The sequence below is a fragment of the Enterococcus sp. 10F3_DIV0382 genome, assembly GCF_002140245.1.
GTDB lineage: Bacteria > Bacillota > Bacilli > Lactobacillales > Enterococcaceae > Enterococcus_B > Enterococcus_B lactis.
The window spans coordinates 1845990-1870060 of the sequence record NZ_NGMF01000001.1 but is presented as its reverse complement, the minus strand read 5'-3'; the positions used below and the strand labels follow the sequence as shown (position 1 = coordinate 1870060).

Here is a 24071-nt window from a genome sequence, read left to right as displayed (position 1 = left end):
CATGAAATTTGCGGTCATCGTTTTTCCAGGTTCAAATTGTGACGCAGATATGTTATGGGCAGTTCGCGAGATCATGGGCGCTGATGCCGAATTTGTACGGCATGATGAGTCCTCTTTAGAAGGATTTGATGGGGTTTTACTGCCGGGAGGATTCTCCTATGGTGACTATTTGAGATGTGGTGCGATTGCTCGGTTTTCTACAATCATGGAAGAAGTGGTTCGTTTTGCTGAAGAAGGGAAACCCGTATTCGGTACATGTAATGGATTCCAGATATTGACAGAAGCTGGACTGTTGCCAGGTGTACTGAGACGAAATGAGTCTTTGCATTTTATTTGTAAAACTGTACCATTGAAAGTCAATCCTAAGACGGCCTTTACTTCAGAATATGAAGCAGATGAAATAATCTCTCTTCCAGTTGCTCATGGGGAAGGAAATTATTTCTGTGACGAAGAAACACTTGAAGACCTAAAGGAAAATAATCAGATCGTCTTTACTTATAATGACAACATCAACGGCAGCGTGGAAAACATTGCAGGGATTACGAATAAAGCGGGGAATGTGTTAGGAATGATGCCTCATCCAGAACGTGCAGTAGAAGACTTGCTAGGATCAGAAGATGGGAAACGATTCTTTGCTTCCATTTTAAAAAACTTCGGAAAGGTGACCGTATAGATGAAAACATTGAATGAACCGACAGCTGAAGAGATCAAGAAAAAAAAAATCTATGCCGAATGGGGATTGACTGATGAAGAATATCGAATGATCGAAGAAGATATCTTAGGAAGAATGCCTAATTATACGGAAACTGGACTGTTTTCTGTTATGTGGAGCGAACATTGTTCCTATAAAAATTCTAAACCGGTTCTACGCAAATTTCCTACTAGTGGACCTCATGTCTTGCAAGGCCCTGGAGAAGGCGCAGGCATCGTCGACATCGGTGATGGACTAGCAGTTGTCTTCAAAGCAGAAAGTCACAACCATCCCTCAGCCGTGGAGCCTTATGAAGGAGCTGCGACAGGAGTTGGCGGAATCATCAGAGATATTTTCAGCATGGGTGCTCGTCCAATTGCGTTGCTAGATTCATTGAGATTCGGCGAATTAGATAATCCAAGAACAAAATATTTACTAGAAGAAGTAGTTGCAGGTATCGGCGGATACGGCAATTGTATCGGCATACCGACTGTAGGTGGCGAAATTGCATTTGATCCTTGTTATGAAGGAAATCCATTAGTCAATGCAATGTGTGTAGGTTTGATTGAACACAAAGATATCCAGAAAGGGCAAGCTGCTGGTGTCGGCAATTCGATCATGTATGTAGGAGCAAAAACAGGTCGCGACGGCATCCACGGCGCAACTTTTGCCTCAGAAGAATTTAGTCAAGAAGAAGAACAGCAACGTTCTGCTGTACAAGTAGGGGATCCTTTTATGGAAAAGCTACTGCTTGAAGCGTGTTTGGAATTAATCTTGCATCATTCGGATTCTCTAGTAGGTATACAGGATATGGGAGCAGCAGGACTTGTTTCATCTAGTGCGGAAATGGCTTCAAAAGCTGGTTCAGGACTTATATTGACATTAGACGAAGTCCCACAAAGAGAAACTGGAATGACGCCTTATGAAATGATGCTATCCGAATCACAAGAACGGATGTTGATTTGTGTCAAATCAGGAGAGGAGGAAAAAATCCAAGAACTATTTCAGAAGTATGATCTAGATGCAGTCACTATCGGTAAAGTAACAGACGACGGGCAATATCGTCTATATCATCAAGGGAAAGAAGTAGCGAATCTGCCAGTCGATGCGCTGGCTGAAGATGCGCCAGTCTATCATAAAGAGATGAAAGAACCAGCTCGAATCGCAGATTTTCAGCAGTTGGCTCCTTATCAGCCGGTTATTGAAGAACCTGGACAAGTATTGCTTGATCTGTTGCAACAACCGACGATTGCTTCGAAACGTTCAATCTACGAAACTTATGATTCACAAGTACAAACCAATACAGTGGTCTGTCCAGGAAGCGATGCGGCTGTGATGAGAGTCAGAGGGACGAATAAAGCATTAGCGATGACCACAGACTGCAACGCTCGCTATCTCTATTTGGATCCAAAAGTCGGAGGACAAATAGCAGTGGCAGAAGCAGCTAGAAATATCATTGCTAGCGGTGGTAGACCCTTGGCGATCACCGACTGCCTGAACTATGGTTCTCCTGATAAACCAGAAGTTTTTTGGGAATTATCGACTTCAGCTGACGGCATTGCTGCTGCGTGTGAAACGTTAGGAACTCCTGTTATTTCAGGAAATGTCTCTTTATATAATGAAACGGACGGTCAAGCAATCTATCCAACACCGATGATCGGTATGGTCGGATTGATCGAGGAACATGAACATATCACTACTCAAGAATTCAAAAAATCAGGGGATCTAATCTATATATTAGGCAAGACGTTTGCAGATTTTGATGGCAGTGAATTACAAAAGATGCAGCTTGGAAGAATCGAAGGGGTGATTCGAAACTTTGATCTAGCCGTTGAAAAGAAAAACCAGGAGTTAGTATTGACAGCCATCCAAAATGGATTGATTGAAAGTGCCCATGACTGTTCAGAAGGTGGTTTGGCAATTGCACTGGCAGAATCAGCTTTCAAATATCAGTTAGGTTTATCTGTGCAGTTTGGCTTGCCCTCTGCTCAATTGTTTGCAGAAACTCAATCAAGGTTTGTATTGACAGTTGCACCGGAAAACCAGACACGATTCGAAGAAATGATGGGAGATGCTGCTGTTTTAGCAGGTAAGGTGACGGATGAAGCGATAATCGAAATATCAGCAACTGACGGTCAAATCAAAATAGAAACAGCAGTAGCAAGAAAGTGCTGGGAGGATGCAATCGTATGTCTTATGAAGTGAAGAGTTTAAATGAAGAATGCGGAATCTTCGGTGTTTGGGGTCATCCAGACGCCGCTAGTGTGGCATACTTCGGGCTCCATAGTCTTCAGCATCGAGGACAAGAAGGTGCGGGTATCGTGTCCAATGATCGAGGGAAACTCATGGGTCATCGAGATCTGGGTCTACTTTCTGAGGTATTCAAAGATCAAAGAAAATTGCAGCAGTTAACAGGAGAAGCTGCAATCGGACATGTACGTTATGCAACAGCAGGCAATGGAAGTGTGGACAATATTCAGCCTTTTCTATTCAAATTTCATGATCAGTCGATCGGCTTAGCGCATAATGGTAACTTGATCAATGCTCGCTCCCTTAGAAAAGAGTTAGAGGAAAATGGGGCAATCTTCCATTCCAACTCCGATACGGAGATATTGATGCATTTGATCCGACGAAGTGAAGAAACAGATTTTTTAAATAAATTGAAAAGTGCTTTAAATGAAGTCAAAGGTGGCTTTGCCTATTTATTAATGACGGAAACGGCAATGATTGCCGCTTTGGACCCGAATGGTTTTCGTCCATTAGCAATCGGACAAATGAAAAACGGAGCATACGTGATTGCCTCGGAAACTTGTGCATTAGAAGTTATTGGGGCACGTTTTATAAGAGATGTCCAGCCTGGTGAGATAGTGATCATCAATGACGAAGGAATCCAGATTGATTGCTTTACGAAGGACACGCAGCTTTCTATTTGTTCGATGGAATATATCTATTTTGCCAGACCGGATTCAAATATCGCAGGGATCAATGTGCATACTGCCCGGAAAAATATGGGACGGAATTTAGCGAAAGAATCGCCAGTAAAAGCAGACATGGTCGTTGGTGTACCTAATTCTTCTTTGTCAGCCGCAAGTGGTTATGCAGAAGCTAGCGGTATCCCTTATGAAATTGGATTAGTAAAAAATCAATACATTGCCCGAACATTTATCCAGCCGACGCCAGAGCTAAGAGAGCAAGGTGTCCGAATGAAATTATCTGCTGTACGCGGGGTAGTGGAAGGGAAAAAGGTGATCATGGTTGATGATTCGATCGTTCGGGGCACGACAAGCAGACGGATCGTCCATCTTTTGAAAGAAGCAGGAGCAAAAGAAGTACATGTGAGGATTGCTTCTCCTCCTTTGAAATATCCATGTTTTTATGGGATTGATATTCAAACGCGTAAAGAACTCATTGCGGCCAATCATACGATTGATGAAATCAAAGAATGTATCGGTGCCGATTCTTTAGGTTTTTTAAGTGAAGAGGGTCTAATCGAATCGATCGGTCTGGAAAAAGATGCCCCGTATTCAGGATTGTGTATGGCTTATTTCAACGGAGATTATCCGACACCGTTATATGACTATGAAGAAAAATATCAGGAATCACTAAAAGAAAAAGTATCGTTCTTTTAAAAGCAGATCAAGAAGGGAGCATATGAAGCCAATGGCAAATGCATACGCAAAAGCTGGCGTAGATGTCGAAGCTGGATATGAAGTAGTAGAACGGATCAAGAAGCATGTCAAAAAAACGGAACGATTAGGTGTGATGGGCGCTATAGGAGGATTCGGCGGCTGTTTCGATTTATCGGTCTTTCAATTAAAAGAGCCAGTCCTTGTTTCGGGGACCGATGGTGTAGGGACGAAATTAGCAGTAGCAATCGAAGCGGACAAACACGACACGATCGGAATTGACTGCGTAGCGATGTGTGTCAATGATATCTTAGCACAAGGCGCAGAGCCGTTGTATTTCTTAGACTACTTAGCAACGGGGAAAAATGATCCGACACGTTTAGAAAATGTAGTAAAAGGTGTAGCGGATGGGTGTGTTCAAGGAAATATGGCACTGATTGGCGGAGAGACAGCTGAAATGCCCGGTATGTACTCTGGAAATGATTATGATCTAGCCGGATTTGCTGTAGGGATAGCTGAAAAATCTCAATTATTGACAGGAGAAACAATCAACCCAGGAGACGTGTTGCTTGGAATAGCATCTAGCGGAATCCATTCAAATGGGTACTCTCTTGTTCGCAAAATTTTCTTTGAGCAGCAGCAGTTTTCTTTATCATCAAAACTGCCAGAATTGAAAAAAACACTTGGCGAAGTATTACTTGAACCAACGAAAATCTATGTTTCTTCCTTGCTTCCCCTAATCAAAGAAAAGAAAATCAAAGGAGCTGCACATATCACCGGTGGAGGGTTTGTAGAAAATATCCCGCGAATGTTACCAGAATCTATGGCTGCTGAAATCAAACTTGGCACATGGCCGATTCTTCCGATCTTCGGCTGTTTACAAAAATATGGTGAGATTCCTATGATGGAGATGTATGAAATATTCAATATGGGCATTGGGATGGTCTTAGCAGTCGAGGAAGCAAAAGTAAAAGAAATCGTACACGAGATTGAGCAAGCTGGCGAAAAAGTTTATGAAATCGGGAAAGTGATCGCCAAAGAAAAACATCGTGTGGTGTTTACAGGAGAAGAACGATGAGAATCGCTGTTTTTGCTTCTGGAAACGGAAGCAACTTTCAAGCGCTAGCCGATTATTTATCAAAAAAAGGATTGGAAGCTTCGATTGACTGGTTGTTTTGTGATCAGCCTGCAGCATATGTTTTGAAACGTGCAGTCGCATTGGATGTACCGGCAGATTGTTTTTCACCTAAAGAATTTGAATCCAAAAAAGAGTATGAAGAAGCGATTTTGCATAAATTGAAAGAAAAAAAGATCGATTTGATTGTACTAGCTGGATACATGCGAATCATTGGACCAGTATTGCTGGAAAATTATGATAAAAGAATCATCAATATCCATCCATCTCTTTTACCTGCATTCCCTGGTTTGCATGGCATTCGTGATGCATTTGAAGCTGGAGTAAAAGAAACGGGTGTCACAATTCATTATATCGACCAAGGTGTAGATACTGGACCAATCATCCGACAGGAAAAAGTGAGGATCGAACAGGAGGACACGTTCGATTCTTTAGAAGAAAAAATCCATAGAGTAGAACATCGAATCTATCCAGAAGTGATTAGTGAAATTATTGAAAATGGAGGCTATCTGAAATGACAAGAGCATTGATCAGTGTATCAGATAAAACTGGGATTGTAGCATTTGCCCAAGGTTTGATTGAACAAGGAGTAGAAATCATTTCAACAGGAGGAACAAAGCATGCATTGGATCAAGCTGGAATCAAAACGCTTTCGATCGAAGAAGTGACAGGGTTTCCTGAAATGATGGATGGTCGTGTCAAAACACTTCATCCTAAAATCCATGGTGGTCTTTTAGGGAGACGCGATCTCCCTAGCCACATGGAGGCAATGGAGACGGAAAATATCCAACCAATCGACTTTGTTTGTGTCAATTTATATCCTTTCAAAGAAACGATTATGAAACAAGATGTCGAAATAGCAGAAGCTATTGAAAACATTGATATCGGTGGTCCTAGTATGCTCCGTAGTGCAGCAAAAAACCATGAATTTGTCACCGCTGTTGTTGATCCATCTGACTATGAAGAGGTACTTTCAGAATTACGTCAGTATGGGCATACTTCGCTTTCTTTCAGACAAAAACTAGCGGCAAAAGTCTTTCGTCATACTGCTGCATATGATGCACTGATCGCTCAATACTTAACGGATTGGGTGGAAGAAAAAGAACCGGAAAAATTGACACTTACGTATGAACGAAAACAAACTCTTCGTTACGGTGAAAATAGTCATCAAGCCGCTGCCTTTTATCAGTCCGCTCTTCTGGAAAAATATTCGATCGCAGCAGCAAAACAACTCCATGGGAAAGAACTTTCTTATAATAATATCCGTGATGCGGATGCTGCGTTACGGATCATGAAGGAATATGACGAGCCAACGGTAGTCGCCTTGAAACACATGAATCCTTGCGGTATTGGGTCAGCATCTACGATTTTAGAAGCGTGGGAAGCAGCATATGAAGCAGATCCTGTTTCAATCTTTGGTGGGATCATCGTTTTGAATCGAGAAGTAGATCTGCCAACAGCAGAACAGATGCATAAGCTGTTTCTAGAAATCATCATTGCCCCTTCTTATACACAAGAAGCTTTGGAATTACTGCAAAAAAAGAAAAACATCCGATTACTGACAATAGACTTTGCGCAAGAAGAAAGTCAAAATCGAGAAGAAACGGTCTCAGTCTTAGGTGGACTTCTTGTACAAGATCAAGATCTGGCAATGGAAAACGAAGAAGCGTGGAAAGTCGTGACAAAACGTAAGCCAACTCCAGCAGAAGTAAAAGCATTGGCGTTTGCTTGGAAAGCTGTCAAACATGTGAAATCTAATGCGATCGTGCTGGCAAACGAACGTCAGACAGTAGGAATCGGAGCCGGTCAGATGAATCGAGTCGGTTCAGTAAAAATTGCGATTGAACAAGCGCAAGAGAAAATGGAAGGTGCAGTTTTAGCTAGCGATGCTTATTTCCCAATGGATGATTCAGTTGAATATGCAGCCAAACATGGTATAAAAGCAATCATTCAGCCAGGCGGAAGTATCAAAGATCAAGATTCTATTGATATGGCGAATAAATACGATCTAGCAATGGTCTTTACTGATGTTCGGCATTTTAGACATTAGAGAGGAGTCGGATAAATGAACATTTTGGTGATCGGTGCAGGTGGTCGTGAACATGCAATAAGTAAAAAACTTTTAGACAGTCCGAAGGTGGATACTGTGTATTGTGCGCCAGGAAATCCTGGAATGGCAAAGGATGGCATCAATTGTGTCGCTATCAGTGATCAAGATCATTCAGCATTAATTCATTTTGTTAAGAAAGAGGCTATTGATTGGAGTATCGTTGGTCCTGAAGTTCCTTTATTAAATGGAATCGTCGATGATTTTATGGCGGAAGGATTGAAAATCTTCGGTCCGACAAAAGCAGCAGCTCTGATCGAAGGTTCGAAAAGTTTTGCTAAACAATTGATGGAGACGTATCAAATCCCGACAGCTAAATCCAGAAGTTTTGAATGTTACGAAAAAGCAGCAGCGTATATCAAAGAAAACGGTGCGCCAATCGTAGTGAAAGCGGATGGCTTAGCAGCTGGAAAAGGTGTAGTCGTGGCTACAACAGTGAAGGAAGCGCTGGATGCGGCAGAACAAATGTTGAACCAGCATCGATTTGGGAACAGCAGCAAAAAAATCGTCGTAGAAGAGTTTTTGGCAGGAGAAGAATTCTCCCTTTTGGCGTTTGTCCGTGATACCAAGGTGTATCCGATGGTCATTTCGCAAGATCATAAGCGGGCATTTGATAACGATAAAGGGCCAAATACAGGGGGGATGGGAGCTTATTCACCAGTACCGCAAATTCCAAAAAAGATGATTGAAAAAGCTGTGGAAGAAGTTTTGAAACCAGCGGCTTTAGGAATGAAAGAACTAGGACGCTCTTTCACGGGTGTTTTATATGCGGGTTTAATTGCTACGAAGGAAGGACCAAAAGTGATCGAATTTAATGCTCGTTTCGGTGATCCTGAAACGCAAGTCGTTCTTTCTCGGTTGAAGAGTGACTTTGCGCAAGTAATCGATGATTTATTAGAGAATCGTGCAGTAGAGTTAAAGTGGCAGCAAGAAGGATACAATGTAGGTGTTGTGGTGGCAGCTGCCGGTTACCCCGAAGAATATGAGACAGGAATGGTTCTACCAGATTTTCTGGAAGAAGAGCTTTCTGTTTACTATGCTGGAGTTTCCTCAAATAACGGCAAACTAGTTGGAGCAGGAGGTCGTCTTTATTTAGTAGAAGCATATGGTGAGACGATCAAAGAAGCACAGGAAAAAATCTACACCGCGTTAATGGATAAAACGACAGATGGAACGTTTTATCGTACAGATATTGGAGAAAAAGCTGCCAATAGCGAATTGGTCGTGAAGTAAATCAGCTGCTTCCATTTATAAAAAAATACAACAAATATAGTCGGAAGTGTCGATTTTAGTGAAGCCTTTTCATAAAGAGTGTGGTACGCTTTTGTTGTGTATATAAATAAGGAGGAGTTCAGATGAAAAAAATTCAATTAGGTACTTCTGACCAGAAAGTAGCTGCAGTGATCTTAGGCTGTATGCGTATCAACAATGCGGAAGATCCAGTAAAAGTGATTGAGACAGCTTATGAAAACGGCATTGATTTTTTTGACCATGCAGATATTTATGGGAACGGTGAATGTGAAGAAATCTTTGCAGATGCTCTAGCAAAAACATCAATCAAACGAGAAGATCTTTTTATTCAAACAAAATGTGGAATCGTTCCAGGTGTGATGTTTGATTTTTCTAAAAAACATATCATTGAATCTGTGGAAAAAAGTTTGACCCGTCTGAAAATGGATTATGTGGATGCTTTACTTCTTCATCGTCCAGATACATTGGTAGAACCAGAAGAGGTAGCTGAAGCATTTGATGAATTGGAACGATCAGGTAAAGTCCGTTATTTTGGTGTCAGCAATCAAAAACCAATGCAAATCGAATTGCTGAAAAAATATGTTCGTCAACCATTAGTAGCTAATCAGCTGCAATTTGGCTTGAAACATACTGGAATGATCGATCAAGGGATTCATGTCAATATGACAGATGAAGCAAGTATCGACCATGATGGTAGTGTACTTGATTATTCCCGTTTGCATGATATGACGATCCAAGCGTGGTCGCCATACCAGTATGGATTTTTTGAAGGTGTATTTATCGGGAACGAAAAATTCCCTGAATTAAACCAAACATTAGAAGAACTAGCAGCTAAATATCAAACGACACCAACTGGCTTGGCTTCTGCTTGGATTTTGCGCCATCCAGCCAATATGCAAGTAATCGCCGGTACGATGAACGTAGGGCGAATCAAGGAAATCGCTCAAGCATCAGAAATTAATATGTCTCGGGAAGATTGGTACGAATTGTACCGTGCTGCTGGAAACATTTTACCTTAAAAGTTGTCATGCAGGTGAACGGTGCGATCAATTAAAAAGGCGGAATATCTTGAAAGCTATTTTCAGCTTCGAGATATTCCATCTTTTTTTAATTACAACGGGAAAGAGTATCACTGTACGGATTTTATTTATTATTTATTTTTGTTTTCAAGGAAAATCTGTGTCCGATATTCTTTTGGGGAAATCCCTTGTTTTTTCTTAAATAAATAACTGAAATAGTTAGGGTCATTATAACCAATCTCAAAAGCAATATCTGAGATACGATAGTCTGATTGCTGTAATAATTTTTTTGCTAATTCGATTCTTTGTTCTGTCAGATAATCGATGAATGTTTGGTTAAACGATTGAGAAAAAATCGTACTGAAATGAGAGGGGCTTAATGCAACTTGTTGAGCGACCCAAGTTAAGGACATATCTGGATCGGTAAAATTTTCTTTGATAAAATCCAATGCATGGTTCAAAATTGGCTGATATTTGTTCCTTGAAGGCTGTGAGGGCAGAGCAGTTAAGAAAGAAATGAACATATAAACAGTCGAACGGTAAAGCGAATCGTCGGCGCTGATTGCTAAGCGTTGACTGGTGGATGTGCAATGAACCATTTCTTGCGGGATTTCCTTTTCTTTCAGGCAGACATGCTGGAGTAGCTTAGTCAAGACAAATAAACGATATAATCGTGTTCGAGTTGGTGTGCCTTGTGGTTTCGTCAAGTGTTCGATGTACTTAGATACTTCGTTTTTCGATAATGAAGACAAATCAAGTGAGAGATCAAAGTAAAAGACAGAATCAACTGGAAGTTTCGCTTCTTTAATCAAATCCTCATAGCTGATAATTTGATCTTTAAGGGAACTGGCAGTTTCAAGTATCATCTGCGTGATCTCGAAAGATGCAGGTAATTCGCTGATTCTTTCTGCGACAGGACCGATGGCGACAGAAAAATTATTTTTTTGTCCCTTCTCTAATTCATGGACCAACGTTTGGGCTACCTGATAACTGGTCTCGATTACATTTTCTTCAAGAGGATCAACTATTAAAAATTTAATGAATCGCGAGGAAACAGCAGAAAAAATCACTTGTTGATTCTCCCTAAATAAAAACTTCAAATAATCACTGAGATGAGCGTAATCTTCAAAGTCTGTACTGACTTGGTTTGCTGCTAATAATACGGTCATTTTTTTCCCTGCTAAAGAGCGATTGAAAGATTCAGCAAGTTTCAATGTTTCACTGATTGTAAGTGAGCCTTTGAACAAACCGTTCAAGAAATGATTTTTTTCAATTCGAAAACAAGGTCAGAAGAAGGGAGCGTTTCTTTTTGCTGCAAGTCTAAAGCAGTCACTGCTTTTTCTATTGCTTGTTTCAATTCGTTGCTTTTAATTGGTTTAAGTAGATAATCATCTGCCTGTACTTGGATTGCCCCTTTCATATAATCGAAATCGTCGAATCCGCTAATAAATATGAGGCGAGTCCAAGGAAGCAGTTTCCTTGCTTCTTTTGAAAAAGTCAAACCGTCCATGAATGGCATTTGGATATCAGTCAGAATGATATCGGGCTGTAAGTCGATAATCGAAGACAGTGCCATCTCACCATCTCCAGCTTCCCCGACATATGTGATTGGATAATATGAACCAAGGGCAGTTATTTGTTCCCGTAAGTTATTGCGAATGAGGTATTCGTCTTCGATGATAAAAACTTTATACATATTTGTTTCCTCCAATTGTTTTGGGAGATATAGGAATCGTCAGTGTGACAGTTGTCCCTTCTCGGTATTTGCTGTCAATCGTGATAGGTTTTTGATTATTTCCGTAATAGAGAAGGAGACGCTTGTTTACGTTGTAAAGCCCGTAGCCGATACTGAAATCTGAATCGATCCCTTTGGCTAACTCTTTACGTATTTCTGCTAGTTTTTCTGCAGGAATGCCAATACCGTTGTCTATGACTTTGAATTGGATCATTTCGTCGATTTTGCATGCAGTAATACGAATAAATCCTTTGTGACGAACATACTTTGTTCCATGGTACACAGCATTTTCGATCAATGGTTGCAAAATCATCTTTAAAATAGAAACAGGAAAAAGTGTTTCTGGTATATCGATCTTATAGTCAAGCATATGTCTATATCTTATTTTTAAAATGACCAAATAATCATTGATATGGCTGATTTCCTTTTCAAGAGGAATCCAGTCTTGTCCTTTGCTTAAAGACGTACGAAAAAAGCCGGAAAGTGCATGGGTCATAGTCAGAGCTTCTTCAAAGCAGTCTTGTTCGATCAAAGAAATGATGGCATCCAAACTGTTATAAATAAAATGGGGAGTAATCTGAGCTTGCAATACACGAACTTCACTTTGTGCTAAATGGTATTGTTTCAAAGCGTTTTCCCGTAAAGACTGGTTTAGTTCTTCCGCCATTTTGTTCATACTAGCGGTAAGTGTCTGTAGTTCTTGTGTTTCTGGCATGTTTAAACGAAATCCAAGATTTCCTGAAGAAAGCTGTTCGGACATTGTGATCAGCTGATTGATCGGCTCTTGGACCTTTTGTTCTAAAAAGCGACGATTCTTTTTCGCATAGAAAAAAATAGTACTAAGAACCCCCAATTCTACTATTGTTAATAAAATGAGTGAGCGGACAAGCGTCGTATTTTTTTGACTTGCTAAGTCGATTTCCACACGAACAAAGTCCTGTAAAATATCTGACAGTAGTTGAGTGACAGAATCTACCTGATTGATGATCTGTTCATTGGTATCCATAAAATCTTCTGCCAAGATATGATGAATGAGCTCAGTTTGATAATCTTCCAATGTATCGATCGTACGTAACGATACATCTAACGTACTAATTTCTTTAAGTGTATTGGTATTATTTTTGATCTCTCGAATGTCATTCCTAAGTTCTTCTAGGATATTTTCCTTATTGAACTCATCTACGGTTACTTGGCCAGAAATCAAGTCCCACATACTTTCCAAAACTTTTTGATCAACCTTCAAAGCAATTGCATCTGCTTTTTGGATATTTGCGATCGTCTGTTGATAAATCAAAAGCTGTTGCGAATATAACAGTATGCTCAGTAGCAAAGGGATAACAGCAAATAGAAGCATGGCTTTGTTTGCTTGGGCAAAAATCTGTTTTATGCTTAAATTTTTTGTCATGATACTTCTCCAGTCAATAATTTCTGGTTGGGATATTAGCTATATTCTGTTGGGAAAAGACAGTCTCGGAAATAAAAATATCTTTAGGTAGTGTTTTTCCTGTTTGAAGATTTCCAAAATAACGAGTAACGGTATTGGCTACATACCAGCCGACATCAGGTTTACACTCGACTACGCAATTGACGATTCCTGAGCGTAGATTCTCGATCATATCTTCTTGTCCATCAATCGTTACAATGATCAAATCTTCTCCAGGTTTGATTGATGTTTCTTTTATCGCAGCTAAAGCACCGTGAGTCATTTCATCACTATGGCTGTATAATACATCGATTTTGGATAAATCATTTGTTTCTAAATATCGTTTCATCTGGTCTTTTCCTTTCATCCGAATAAAATCACCGACAATTCGGTGAACAATAGTCATTGGAGGTTTATGGTCAATAGTTCCATCTTTTTTTAGGGTTGGTTTACGATTGATTGATTCCAAAAATCCTTCGGAGCGTAGCTTGGTCGGTGTGGAGTTCTCTGAACCAGCAAGTTCTAGGATTCTGATTTCCTGTTTCTTTGAATTTGTGAAGTGATTGCTGACAAATAAACCCGCCCGATTTCCTTCTGCTTTGAAACTGGGGCCGATGTGGGTGACGAAAAGCTCGGGATCATTCGTTTGAATATGTCTGTCGACAAGTATGACAGGGATCTCTGCTCGCTTTGCTTCTTTTAATACAGAGTCCCACCCGGATTCTTGCAATGGAGTAAAAATGATCATATCCACTTTATAGGCAATAAATGTCCGTATATCTTGGATTTGCCGTTCCTGATTCATGTAGCCATTTCGGTAGAGAACTTGGTAATCTTCTTTTTCAAGCGCAGTGATAATTGATTCAGTATGCTTTTTCCGCCAGCTACTCTCCGTTCCTGATTGCGAAAAACCAACGACTAGTGGGTCAGGTGCTTCCTTTGTATTAGGTGTACACCCCATCATTTGGTAAGCGATTACAATAAGGGCTAAAAAAAATAAAACACGTTTCACTTTAGATCACTCCATCTGGATTTGTTAGTACTATCTTATCAGATAAAGGAGAAAATCAAAGTCAAAAGGAATTAATCGAAAAAAATCCAAGAAACTTAAAAAAATCCAAGACAAAAAAAGAACACCTAAAAAATTTAAAGTAAATCCCATAAAAAAATCAATGTTAACGCTTTCTTTATTAGCTATACTCGGTGTATCAATTGAAATGGGGGATAAAAAATGAAAAACAAATTTAGAAAGATTCTTGGGAGTATCGCTATTTTGACCGCAAGCATTCTATTAAGTGCGTGTGGCAATTCAGGATCTGCAGATGATAGTACGGGGTATGTAGGAATCGCTATGCCGACCAAATCAGCAGAAAGATGGATCGCTGATGGGAACAACATGGTCTCAGAATTAGAAAAACTGGGTTATAAAACAGATCTTCAATACGGAGAAGATAAAGTAGAAAATCAAGTAGCGCAAATCGAAAATATGATTACAAAAGGGGTAGATACACTTGTGATTGCTTCTATCGATGGTTCAGCTTTAACTGATGTGTTAGCTAAAGCAAAAGAAGCAGATATCAAGGTAATCGCCTATGATCGTTTACTGATGAATTCAGAAAATGTCGATTACTACGCGACTTTTGATAATTTTGGAGTAGGTGTATCGCAAGCAGCTTATATTGAAGAGCACTTAGGATTGAAAGAAGGAAAAGGGCCATTCACGATTGAATTATTTGGTGGCTCGCCTGACGACAACAATGCACTAATTAATTACAACGGAGTGATGTCTGTTTTACAACCATATATGGACAACGGTCAGTTGATCGTGCCATCTGGACAGACGAGTTTCAGTCAAATCGCTACGCTTCGCTGGGATGGTTCTACGGCGCAAGCAAGGATGGATAATCTGTTAAGCGCAAATTATACTGACCAAACATTGGATGCTGTTTTGTCGCCATATGATCCAATAAGTTTAGGAATCATTTCGTCATTAAAAGGCGTGGGGTATGGGAGTGAAAGTAAACCTTTACCTGTGATTACTGGACAAGATGCGACAGTTGCTGGCGTCAAATCGATCATTGCCGGGGAACAAACACAAACGATCTTTAAAGACACACGTATCTTAGCAAAAAATACGATTGAAATGATCAAAGCAATCAGTGATGGAGAAGAGGTTCCGGTCAATGATACTGAAACTTATGATAATGGGGTGAAAACTGTTCCTACGTATTTAGCAAATACAGTATCTGTCGATAAAGATAATTATCAAGCAGAGCTGATCGACACAGATTATTATAAAGAATCCGATCTGAAAAATTGAGAGGAACCAAACAAGGAACTAAAGAGATCTAAGTCAGAGAGAGGATAAGAATTATGGCGGATTGTATTTTAAAAATGGCAGATATCACCAAAAAATTTTCTGGAATCCGAGCGTTAGATTGCGTGAATCTGATGATTGAACGTGGGGAAATCCATGCATTGTGCGGAGAAAACGGAGCGGGAAAATCAACATTGATGAATGTCTTGAGCGGCTTGTATCCATATGGCTCCTATGACGGGGAAATCTTTTATGATGGAAAGCTGTGTCAATTCAAAGATTTGAAAGATAGTGAAGAAAAAGGCATCGTCATCATTCATCAAGAATTAGCACTAAGTCCTTATCTTTCAGTAAAAGAGAATATTTTTCTCGGAAATGAACAAGCAGAAAGAGGCGTGATTGATTGGGAACTGACAGAAAAGAAAACGTATGAATTGCTGAACAAAGTCGGTTTGTCTATCGACCCGAATCTTCTAGTATCCCAGATTGGCGTAGGGCAACAGCAACTAGTTGAAATAGCTAAAGCATTATCAAAATCCGTCCGTCTATTGATTTTGGATGAGCCTACCGCTGCATTGAATGAAGAAGAAAGCGCGAATTTGCTGAGATTGATCCGAGAGCTGAAAGAGCAGGGTGTAACCTCCATCATTATTTCACATAAGCTGAATGAAATCGTGGATATCGCAGATCGAATCACTATTTTACGGGATGGACAGACGATTGAGACGCTAGAAAATGAAATGATCAGCGAAGAGCGTATTATTCGCGGGATGGTGGGCAGAGATTTAGTTGATCGTTATCCTGAAAGAAAACCGGATATTGGAGAAGTTTATTTTAAAGTAGAAGACTGGACGGTCTATCACCCTCTTGATCAGGAGCGAATCATAAACGACCATATCAACTTGCATTTGAAAAAAGGAGAGATTGTAGGAATAGCTGGGCTGATGGGAGCGGGCAGAACTGAATTCGCTATGAGTCTATTTGGACATTCTTATGGAAGCAAGATATCCGGACGTATATTAAAGGAAGGGGCAGAGATATCAGTTAAGACCGTTCCTTCAGCCATTGCAAACGGACTCGCTTATGTCTCGGAGGACCGAAAATCTTTAGGACTGAATCTGCTGATGGATATTCGGGAAAACGTGACGCTGAGCAGTTTGGATAAAATAAGTCAAAAAGGAGTATTAGATAAAGAAAAAGAAGTAACTGAGGCAGAAAATTTCCGGAAAAAGATGCGTATAAAAACAAACTCCATCCATCAAATTGTCAGTAGTCTTAGTGGTGGGAATCAACAAAAAGTCGTTTTATCCAAGTGGCTGATGACACAACCCGATATTCTTTTTTTAGATGAGCCAACCCGTGGGATAGACGTTGGGGCAAAATACGAGATCTACACGATTATCGAAGAAATGGCAGCAAATGGCAAAGCTGTCTGTCTTATCTCTTCTGAACTTCCTGAAATCTTAGGAATGTGTGATCGGATCTATACGATGAACGAAGGACGTATTACAGGAGAAGTCTCGCGAGAAGAGGCAGATCAGGAAGTCTTGATGAAATTAATGACGAAAGAAGAGGTGGGGTAAGTTGGAACAAGCAAAAAATCTTACGGATAAAAAAGAGAAAAAACTAAATTTGAAAAGTAGAGCAGCTGATCTTTTTGGTCGCTACAGCATGGTGATCATTTTAGCGGGACTACTTATTGCGTTTCAATTGATGACAGATGGTATTTTCTGGCGTCCATTGAATATAACTAACCTTGTTTTGCAAAATAGTCATATATTAGTACTAGCTGCAGGGATGTTATTAGTTGTGCTCTTAGGTCATGTGGATTTGTCGGTAGGGTCAGTGATGGCGTTTGTTGGTGCAATTGCGGGCATGATGATGGTCAATCGCCAAATGAACCCGTGGGTGACAGTCATCACATGTCTTGCAGTAGGCGGGCTGATCGGCGCATGGCAAGGTTTTTGGGTAGCTTATGCTGGGATACCGGCGTTTATCGTGACTTTAGCAGGATTGCTGATGTTTCGTGGACTGACACAAGTTGTTCTAGGAGGCCAATCTCTGGCACCTTTTCCAGCTGTTTTCCAAAAAATGTCTACGGGTTATTTACCAGACTTAAGCGAAGGAAGTAGCCTTCACTTCTTGACATTGATTTTAGGAATGATCATCACCATCGTGTTAGTTGTTGGACAATGGCGAACAAGAAATCGTCGGAAAAATCATTTATTTGAAGTGGAATCTCCAACAGCTTTCTTGGTAAAGGCGGTATTTACAGCAGTCGTTGTACTAGGGATAACTTATATCTTTGCCTCTTATCAAGGATATCCGATCATTTTGATCATTCTCGGTTTGATCGTCGCAGCATATGGGTTTTTGACAAATAAAACAGTAGCAGGTCGCCAGATTTATGCGACGGGCGGAAATCGAAAAGCGGCTGAACTATCAGGAATCAAAACAAAGCGGATCACGTTCTGGGTTTTCGTCAACATGGGAGTCATGGCAGCTTTAGCTGGATTAGTTTTAGCAGCTCGGTTAAATGCGGCGACACCTCAAGCGGGTACTTCGATGGAACTAGATGCGATGGCGGCAGTATATTTTGGTGGTGCTTCGACATCTGGCGGCATCGGAACGATTATGGGGGCGATTGTCGGTGGCTTGGTCATGGGTGTATTGAACAATGGCATGTCGATTTTAGGCGTTGGGGTAGATTGGCAGCAGGCGATCAAAGGGTTGATCTTGCTTTTAGCCGTTGTATTAGACTTGTATAACAAGAAAAAACGGACAACGTAGGAGAACATCGTTTATTCAGAAAAAAGACTGTGACAAGACATTTGTCACAGCCTTTTTCCTACGATTAGTCAAGTAAAAGGTGCAAGAAAAATAGCTCGTAAACGAAAGCGACAAAATCAAGGCACACCAAATAAAGCCCCGTTCGTAAAAAATTTTCGATCTGGGCAAAGAAGTGGTATACTGTAAGTGGTTTAGTTAATGGTCCACTGAGACCGCGTACGCATAGTCGTACTCTGTATGTGCCCTAACTATAGCGTGCATACATTTCAGAAGCTTGTTCATACAAGCAACTGTGGCAACCTTATCTTTCTTAGGGATAGGTTGCTTTTTTAATTTGTAGTAATAATCGACAATATGATTAGGAGCTGCGCGTTGCTGGCGAATCATATTTCGAATGGTGAAGAAAATAATTTTCCGTGCTTTGGGATTACCACGCTTATTGATGCGGTCTTGGCCAGTATACTTACCTGAATGATACCGTCGGATGTCGATTCCGACAAAGGCATTCAATTGTTTATGGGTTTTAAATCGTGTGATATCTCCTAATTCACCGAGCAATAAAGCGGCTGTGAGTGCGCCAATCCCAGGGAACGTTTGGTACAACAAAAAGCAAGGAGAGCCTTCGGCTTTTTTGATCATTTGTGTCGCCAGTGCTTTTTTTTGTTCGAGTAAATCTTGGAGAAGTTCGGCGTAATAGATCGTTTTTTGACAGTGGATACTGTCTTTTTTCAACAGCTGGATAGGCACACTGTGCATAGTGGATGATTTGATCTGCCTTTTGCTCGGCACGATTCGCGGAGATTTTTTTCCGTGTTTCGTTGATCAGTTTATTTTTTATTTTTGTCCGAGTAGATGCCAATACAAAATCTGGATGGGGAAAAAGACGGATCAATGTCAATGCGTAAGGGGTCAGCCTGTTTGAAAAGAACTGTTCAAGCTCTGGAAAAGTCAATTGAAGGCAGTTGTGTAAATCCATGCGCAGACGAGTGATTTTCTTCTCAATTTCTTGATAAAAACGGGCTAAATCGCGCATCTCTAAGTAAAAATTGCTTTGTACTTCTTTTGGCTGACGTTGATTTTTAAGATGAGTCTGTGCGAGCCGGTGGGCATCCGATTTATCTGTTTTCCAACTGCGTAAGGTGCTTTCTTCCATCTGTTTTTTCGCCTCTAACGGGTTTAACAAACAGTAAGAAAAGTGATGATCTTGAAAGAACTTTTCGACTGGTCTGGAATAAATCCCCGTTGCTTCAAAAACAATCAATGGACGTTCAGGCAAGTGCTGGATCTCTTCGAGTAATGCATGAAATCCTCTTTGAGTGTGTTCGATCTCGTCTTCAAATAAGCAGGTGTCGTCTTTGTATAGGACACTGTAGATGTGTCCCATTGAAACATCTAATGCAAGAATGTAAGGCATTTGTTTTCCTCCTTTTTAAGTTTTGAAAGAACTTTACTGCTTCATTTCGATTCCAATTTCCTATACACGGGCTCATGGCCCCAACATACGTAAACCTGATTCTAAAATGACAGTAAAGAAGTTCGGTTTTTGATAGGGACTCGTAGTCCTCAAGGCTTTGTTCGAACTTTCTTTCACTCTTCACTATAATCTAAAAATAGAAAATAGAGGAGAACATCATTCGTCAATGATGTTCCCCTCTAATCTTAGTATGTTTTTCGCTAAAAGCGAACATTCATTGCTTCGTTTGTATAGACTAAAAATAATGTATGTTTTTTTACCATTCGTATAAATTCTCTTTTTGCTCTTGATTTTTTCGCTTAATTGAGTTAAATTACATAGGGCGCTAAAAAAAGCCCTGATTAAATTAATAATGTTCGTGTTTTGCTGGATGTGAACATCAGGAGGATAATGTAATGAAAGTATTTGATTACGAAGATATTCAATTAATTCCTAATAAATGTATCGTAAATAGCCGTTCTGAATGTGATACAACGGTCACATTAGGTAAACATACATTCAAAATGCCAGTAGTGCCTGCCAACATGCAGACGATTATTGATGAAACGATTGCAGAATTCTTAGCGGAAAATGGTTATTTCTATATCATGCATCGGTTTGATGAAGCAGCCCGAATTCCGTTTATCAAAAAAATGAAAAAGCGCGGATTGATTACCTCAATCAGTGTTGGCGTCAAGAAAGAGGAATATTCCTTTATAGAGAAGTTGGCAGAAGAATCGCTAAATCCTGATTATATCACTATCGACATCGCACATGGACATGCTAACTCAGTTATTGATATGATCCAGCATATTAAAAAATATTTGCCTGAAACTTTTGTGATTGCCGGTAATGTTGGTACACCGGAAGCCGTCCGTGAATTGGAAAATGCGGGTGCAGATGCAACAAAAGTCGGGATTGGTCCAGGAAAAGTATGTATTACAAAAATCAAGACAGGCTTTGGAACTGGAGGCTGGCAACTGGCCGCTCTTAGATGGTGTGCGAAAGCAGCTCGCAAGCCGATCATCGCTGACGGTGGGATCAGAACACATGGCGATATTGCAAAATCTGTCCGTTTTGGAGCGACAATGGTTATGATTGGCTCATTGTTTGCCGGTCACGAGGAATCTCCTGGCGAAACAAAAGTCGAAAACGGAATTGTATATAAAGAATACTTTGGTTCTGCTTCAGAATTCCAAAAAGGTGAAAAACGAAATGTTGAAGGAAAGAAAATCTGGATCCAACATAAAGGATCTTTGAAAGATACACTAGTGGAAATGCAACAAGACCTTCAGTCATCTATTTCATATGCTGGAGGAAGAGATCTGGAATCCATTCGGAAAGTTGATTATGTCATCGTGAAAAATTCGATTTTTAATGGAGATACGATCTAAATAATGAGTAAAATATCAGCGGAAGGTTCATAACAGAACCTTCCGTTTTTTATGTTTTGCAAAAAAAGCTTTTCTTTTTTCTCGTAAATTCGGTAAAATCAATAGAAAGAATGGACAACAGAAAAGAGAGGACTATGTGGGGAAAAGTAGAGAAAAAACAAGGACCGATTTATCGTCAAATCATGGAACAGATCATGAGAGAAATCGAAAGTGGAAGAATCAATCCTGGAGATCAACTTGAATCGGAACGAAAACTAGGGCAATTTTTTGGTGTAAATCGTTCCACCGTTGTTCATGCATTGGAAGAACTTAGAGAGCTTGGCGTATTAACAAGTAAACGTGGCAGCGGTTGGTTCGTCAATCAGACTGAATGGGGGAAATTCGCCGTTCCAAGAATCGATTGGCGACGAATGATCTCACCTCGCTATGAACAGACGGATTGGTATGAACAAAAAATAAAAGAAGCAAAGCAGAGCCAAAAAACATTGTTCCTTGACTTATATGCGAGTGAGATGCCAGATGAGCTTTTGCCGAATTTTGAGTTTCCTTCTTATTCTCTTGAAGAAATCTTAGCGGAAGAAAAAGAAATGGATCTTTTAGGCTATACTCCGTTACGTAACAAAATCAAACAGTATTTGGAAAGTAAATTTGAACTGACCTTTTCCCTAAACCAGCTTCTGGTGACTGGTGGTGGTCAGCAAGCAATCTTTTTGATCTTACAAACGATTCTTTCTGCTGGAGAGGGGATAGCTGTAGAGTCACCTTCTTTTTTTTACCGATTACCTCTTTTCAAAGCTTCAGGAACGCGTTTATTTGGGATACCGATGGATGAAGAAGGGATCGACTTAGAAAAACTGAAAGAATCGATCCATAAAAATAAATTGAAAGCAGTGCTGATCAACCCCAATTTTCAAAACCCTACAGGAAAAGTGATGAGTCAAAAGCGACGAGAAAAGCTAGTAGAATTGTGTCGGCAGTATCGGCTTCCAATTATTGAAGACGATGTATTTACGGACCTTTCATTTCTAAACCAAGATGAAGTTCTTCCTATACGAACGATTGATCCGGATAATGTATTATATGTCGGTTCGTTATCTAGAATTTTAGGAAAAACAACGAAAATCGGTTGGTTGATCGGACCAGAGGCCTTTATCTCGCAACTAGCTAAAGCGCAAGAAATGATGGAGTTTTCGATGAACATCCTTACACAAATCACGGCCGCTAATATATTTGATGAAGCAATTGATTTGAAAATGTTGGATGTAAGAAAAAAATTGAAAGAAAAAAGCCAACTGATAAGCATTTGGGCGGAGTCTCAATCGTTTTTCAAGCTTCATTCGATTTTAGGTGGTTATTATGCTTGGATCACTTGGGATGGAAAAAAGCTGGACCCTCAACTAGCAGAAAAAGTAGTAGATTTGGGTCTAGGAATCGCACCAAGTCTACTTTTTGGGCAAGATATAAATGGAATCAGAATCAATTACAGTCGTCTAGATGAAGCCAACATATCGTTGTTTTATTCAAAGATGAAAATTTTAGAACAGTGGTTAACAGAATAATTTCACAAAGTAAAAAGATTAAAGAATATAACAGCTGGGATTTAAATTTCCGGCTGTTTCTTTTTTTTTCGTAAAAAGAAGACGAGGCAAAGTATTAGAGAAAAATACACTCTTTGTATAGCCATTCACGATGTCTTAAGAAAATAAATAGTTGCAGCAAAACTGTATAACACCAGCGTTTCTAAATAGAAACAGATCATTGTAAGTTTGATTAGAAAATAGAAAAAACACAGCCTAAATATAAAACGCTTTCCTAATTGTGATTATATTCACTAAAGCTGTTAATATGCGGATTGACATAATTTCCTTTCATCGTGAAAATTTGTGCTTTTAGCTTGTATTTCTCATAAATCCATGATAATTTATTAATGAAGACGGTTAAATAGTGATACAGTTTTATTCGCTGTTTCAATCGCAGAATGAAGAGATTTTCTTATAGATGAGAGAGGAATGTGTGACAAATGGCAAACAAAAAAGCACCGATCGACTTCCAAGCACTGCTAGATGAAGTCAATGCAGATTTCCCAGTATATCAAGCACTTGATCAAGATGGAAACGTAGTTAACAAAGATTTAGTACCTGATTTATCCGATGATGAACTCGTTGAATTAATGACTCACATGGTATGGTCTCGTGTATTAGACCAACGTTCCACAGCGCTGAACCGCCAAGGACGCCTAGGCTTTTTTGCACCAACTGCAGGACAAGAGGCAAGTCAGCTGGCCAGCGCGTATGCATTTGATAAAGAAGATGTTCTTCTTCCAGGTTATCGAGATGTCCCTCAACTAGTAAAACATGGTTTACCTTTATCCCAAGCATTTTTATGGTCTAGAGGACATGCTGCAGGTAATTCTTATCCAGAAGAATTGAAAGCTCTACCACCACAAATCATCATCGGTGCACAATATGTACAAGCAGCCGGTGTTGCATTAGGTTTGAAGAAACGCAACAAGAAAAATGTTGTCTTCACTTATACTGGTGATGGCGGTTCATCACAAGGTGATTTTTACGAAGCAATCAATTTCGCTGGCGCTTACCATGCAAATGCTGTGTTTTATATCCAAAACAACGGGTATGCGATCTCTACACCTCGTGAAAAACAAACCGCAGCAAAAACACTTGCACAAAAAGCTGTCGCAGCTGGGATTCCAGGTATTCAAGTCGATGGAATGGATCCGCTTGCAGTGTATACTGTATCTAAAATGGCACGGGAATGGGCGATCAGCGGAAATGGACCAGTCCTAATCGAAACACTGACTTATCGTTACGGACCCCATACACTATCTGGGGACGATCCAACACGCTACCGTACAAAAGACACAGATGACGAATGGCAGAGAAAAGATCCATTGATCCGCTTCCGTAAATATCTGACGGAAAAAGGACTTTGGTCTGAAGAAAAAGAAGAACAAGTGATTGAAGCAACTAAAGAAGAAATCAAAGCAGCTATCGCAGAAGCCGACAAAGTTCCAAAACAAAAGGTTTCAGATTTCTTGAAAAACATGTTCGAAGTATCTCCACAATCAATCAAAGAACAAATTGCAATTTATGAAGCGAAGGAGTCGAAATAA

At 40.0% G+C, this 24071-nt stretch carries 16 protein-coding genes and 2 pseudogenes; 14 read left to right on the top strand and 4 right to left on the bottom strand.

Translation table 11 applies throughout. The features are described from left to right. Position 1: 1 nt before the first annotated feature. The 8 genes from purQ (at position 2) to A5849_RS09345 (ending at position 9829) form a co-directional block, all read left to right on the top strand. Entirely contained in the window at positions 2-673 is a 672-nt protein-coding gene (gene purQ / locus A5849_RS09380) for a phosphoribosylformylglycinamidine synthase subunit PurQ (RefSeq protein ID WP_002335014.1), read from the top strand. After that, positions 674-2896 carry a phosphoribosylformylglycinamidine synthase subunit PurL gene (purL, locus tag A5849_RS09375; RefSeq protein WP_002309483.1) on the top strand — a complete coding sequence of 741 codons (2223 nt, stop codon included), beginning with the start codon at positions 674-676 and terminating at the stop codon, positions 2894-2896. It abuts the gene before it with no gap. Then, positions 2881-4320, top strand: coding sequence for an amidophosphoribosyltransferase (purF, locus tag A5849_RS09370; RefSeq protein WP_002309482.1), 1440 nt, complete (start codon positions 2881-2883; stop codon positions 4318-4320). The genes purL and purF overlap by 16 nt, the downstream gene beginning before the upstream one ends. Before the next feature lie 22 nt (positions 4321-4342). Further along, on the top strand, positions 4343-5395 hold the full coding sequence (purM, locus tag A5849_RS09365; RefSeq protein ID WP_002309480.1) for a phosphoribosylformylglycinamidine cyclo-ligase: 1053 nt from the start codon (positions 4343-4345) through the stop codon (positions 5393-5395). Continuing rightward, on the top strand, positions 5392-5970 hold the full coding sequence (purN, locus tag A5849_RS09360; protein ID WP_002309479.1) for a phosphoribosylglycinamide formyltransferase: 579 nt from the start codon (positions 5392-5394) through the stop codon (positions 5968-5970). The genes purM and purN overlap by 4 nt, the downstream gene beginning before the upstream one ends. Further along, positions 5967-7502: a bifunctional phosphoribosylaminoimidazolecarboxamide formyltransferase/IMP cyclohydrolase gene (gene purH, locus A5849_RS09355; protein ID WP_002313842.1), complete on the top strand. Its 1536-nt coding sequence runs from the start codon at positions 5967-5969 to the stop codon at positions 7500-7502. Before purN ends, purH begins: the two co-directional genes overlap by 4 nt. 15 nt (positions 7503-7517) lie before the next feature. Then, a complete protein-coding gene (gene purD / locus A5849_RS09350; RefSeq protein WP_002309475.1) occupies positions 7518-8792 on the top strand; it encodes a phosphoribosylamine--glycine ligase in 1275 nt (424 codons plus the stop codon). A 122-nt stretch (positions 8793-8914) separates the two neighbouring features. Then, positions 8915-9829, top strand: a complete 915-nt coding sequence (locus tag A5849_RS09345; RefSeq protein ID WP_002309474.1) for an aldo/keto reductase family oxidoreductase — start codon at positions 8915-8917, stop codon at positions 9827-9829. A gap of 131 nt (positions 9830-9960) precedes the next feature. Here the strand turns inward: A5849_RS09345 and A5849_RS09340 are convergent. The 3 genes and pseudogenes from A5849_RS09340 to A5849_RS09325 form a co-directional block, all read right to left on the bottom strand. Next, positions 9961-11525: pseudogene (locus A5849_RS09340) on the bottom strand (response regulator). Continuing rightward, positions 11518-12969, bottom strand: coding sequence for a sensor histidine kinase (locus tag A5849_RS09330; protein ID WP_002345067.1), 1452 nt, complete (start codon positions 12967-12969; stop codon positions 11518-11520). The pseudogene A5849_RS09340 and the gene A5849_RS09330 overlap by 8 nt, the downstream one beginning before the upstream one ends. Before the next feature lie 13 nt (positions 12970-12982). Then, on the bottom strand, positions 12983-13999 hold the full coding sequence (locus A5849_RS09325; RefSeq protein WP_002344171.1) for an ABC transporter substrate-binding protein: 1017 nt from the start codon (positions 13997-13999) through the stop codon (positions 12983-12985). Between the two features lie 219 nt (positions 14000-14218). On the opposite strand from A5849_RS09325, the gene chvE reads away from it, so the two are divergent. From chvE to mmsB, 3 genes are read left to right on the top strand one after another with little or no spacing between them, the layout of a single operon-like run. Next, positions 14219-15307 (top strand): multiple monosaccharide ABC transporter substrate-binding protein, encoded by a 1089-nt coding sequence (gene chvE, locus A5849_RS09320; protein ID WP_002313837.1) that lies wholly within the window; start codon positions 14219-14221, stop codon positions 15305-15307. A gap of 53 nt (positions 15308-15360) precedes the next feature. Then, entirely contained in the window at positions 15361-16887 is a 1527-nt protein-coding gene (gene mmsA, locus A5849_RS09315) for a multiple monosaccharide ABC transporter ATP-binding protein (RefSeq protein WP_002313836.1), read from the top strand. A gap of 1 nt (position 16888) precedes the next feature. Next, positions 16889-18094: a multiple monosaccharide ABC transporter permease gene (gene mmsB, locus A5849_RS09310; protein ID WP_002344173.1), complete on the top strand. Its 1206-nt coding sequence runs from the start codon at positions 16889-16891 to the stop codon at positions 18092-18094. Between the two features lie 195 nt (positions 18095-18289). Here the strand turns inward: mmsB and A5849_RS09305 are convergent. Continuing rightward, a pseudogene (locus A5849_RS09305) lies at positions 18290-19508 on the bottom strand (IS110 family transposase). A gap of 455 nt (positions 19509-19963) precedes the next feature. Here A5849_RS09305 and guaC point away from each other — a divergent pair. From guaC to pdhA, 3 genes are all read left to right on the top strand, one after another. Continuing rightward, positions 19964-20941 (top strand): GMP reductase, encoded by a 978-nt coding sequence (gene guaC / locus A5849_RS09300; protein WP_002309467.1) that lies wholly within the window; start codon positions 19964-19966, stop codon positions 20939-20941. 134 nt (positions 20942-21075) lie between these two features. Next, entirely contained in the window at positions 21076-22500 is a 1425-nt protein-coding gene (locus A5849_RS09295) for a PLP-dependent aminotransferase family protein (RefSeq protein WP_002344174.1), read from the top strand. A gap of 461 nt (positions 22501-22961) precedes the next feature. Then, the gene (gene pdhA / locus A5849_RS09285) at positions 22962-24071 is read left to right on the top strand and encodes a pyruvate dehydrogenase (acetyl-transferring) E1 component subunit alpha (protein WP_002309462.1); all 1110 of its coding nucleotides are present in this window, start codon (positions 22962-22964) and stop codon (positions 24069-24071) included.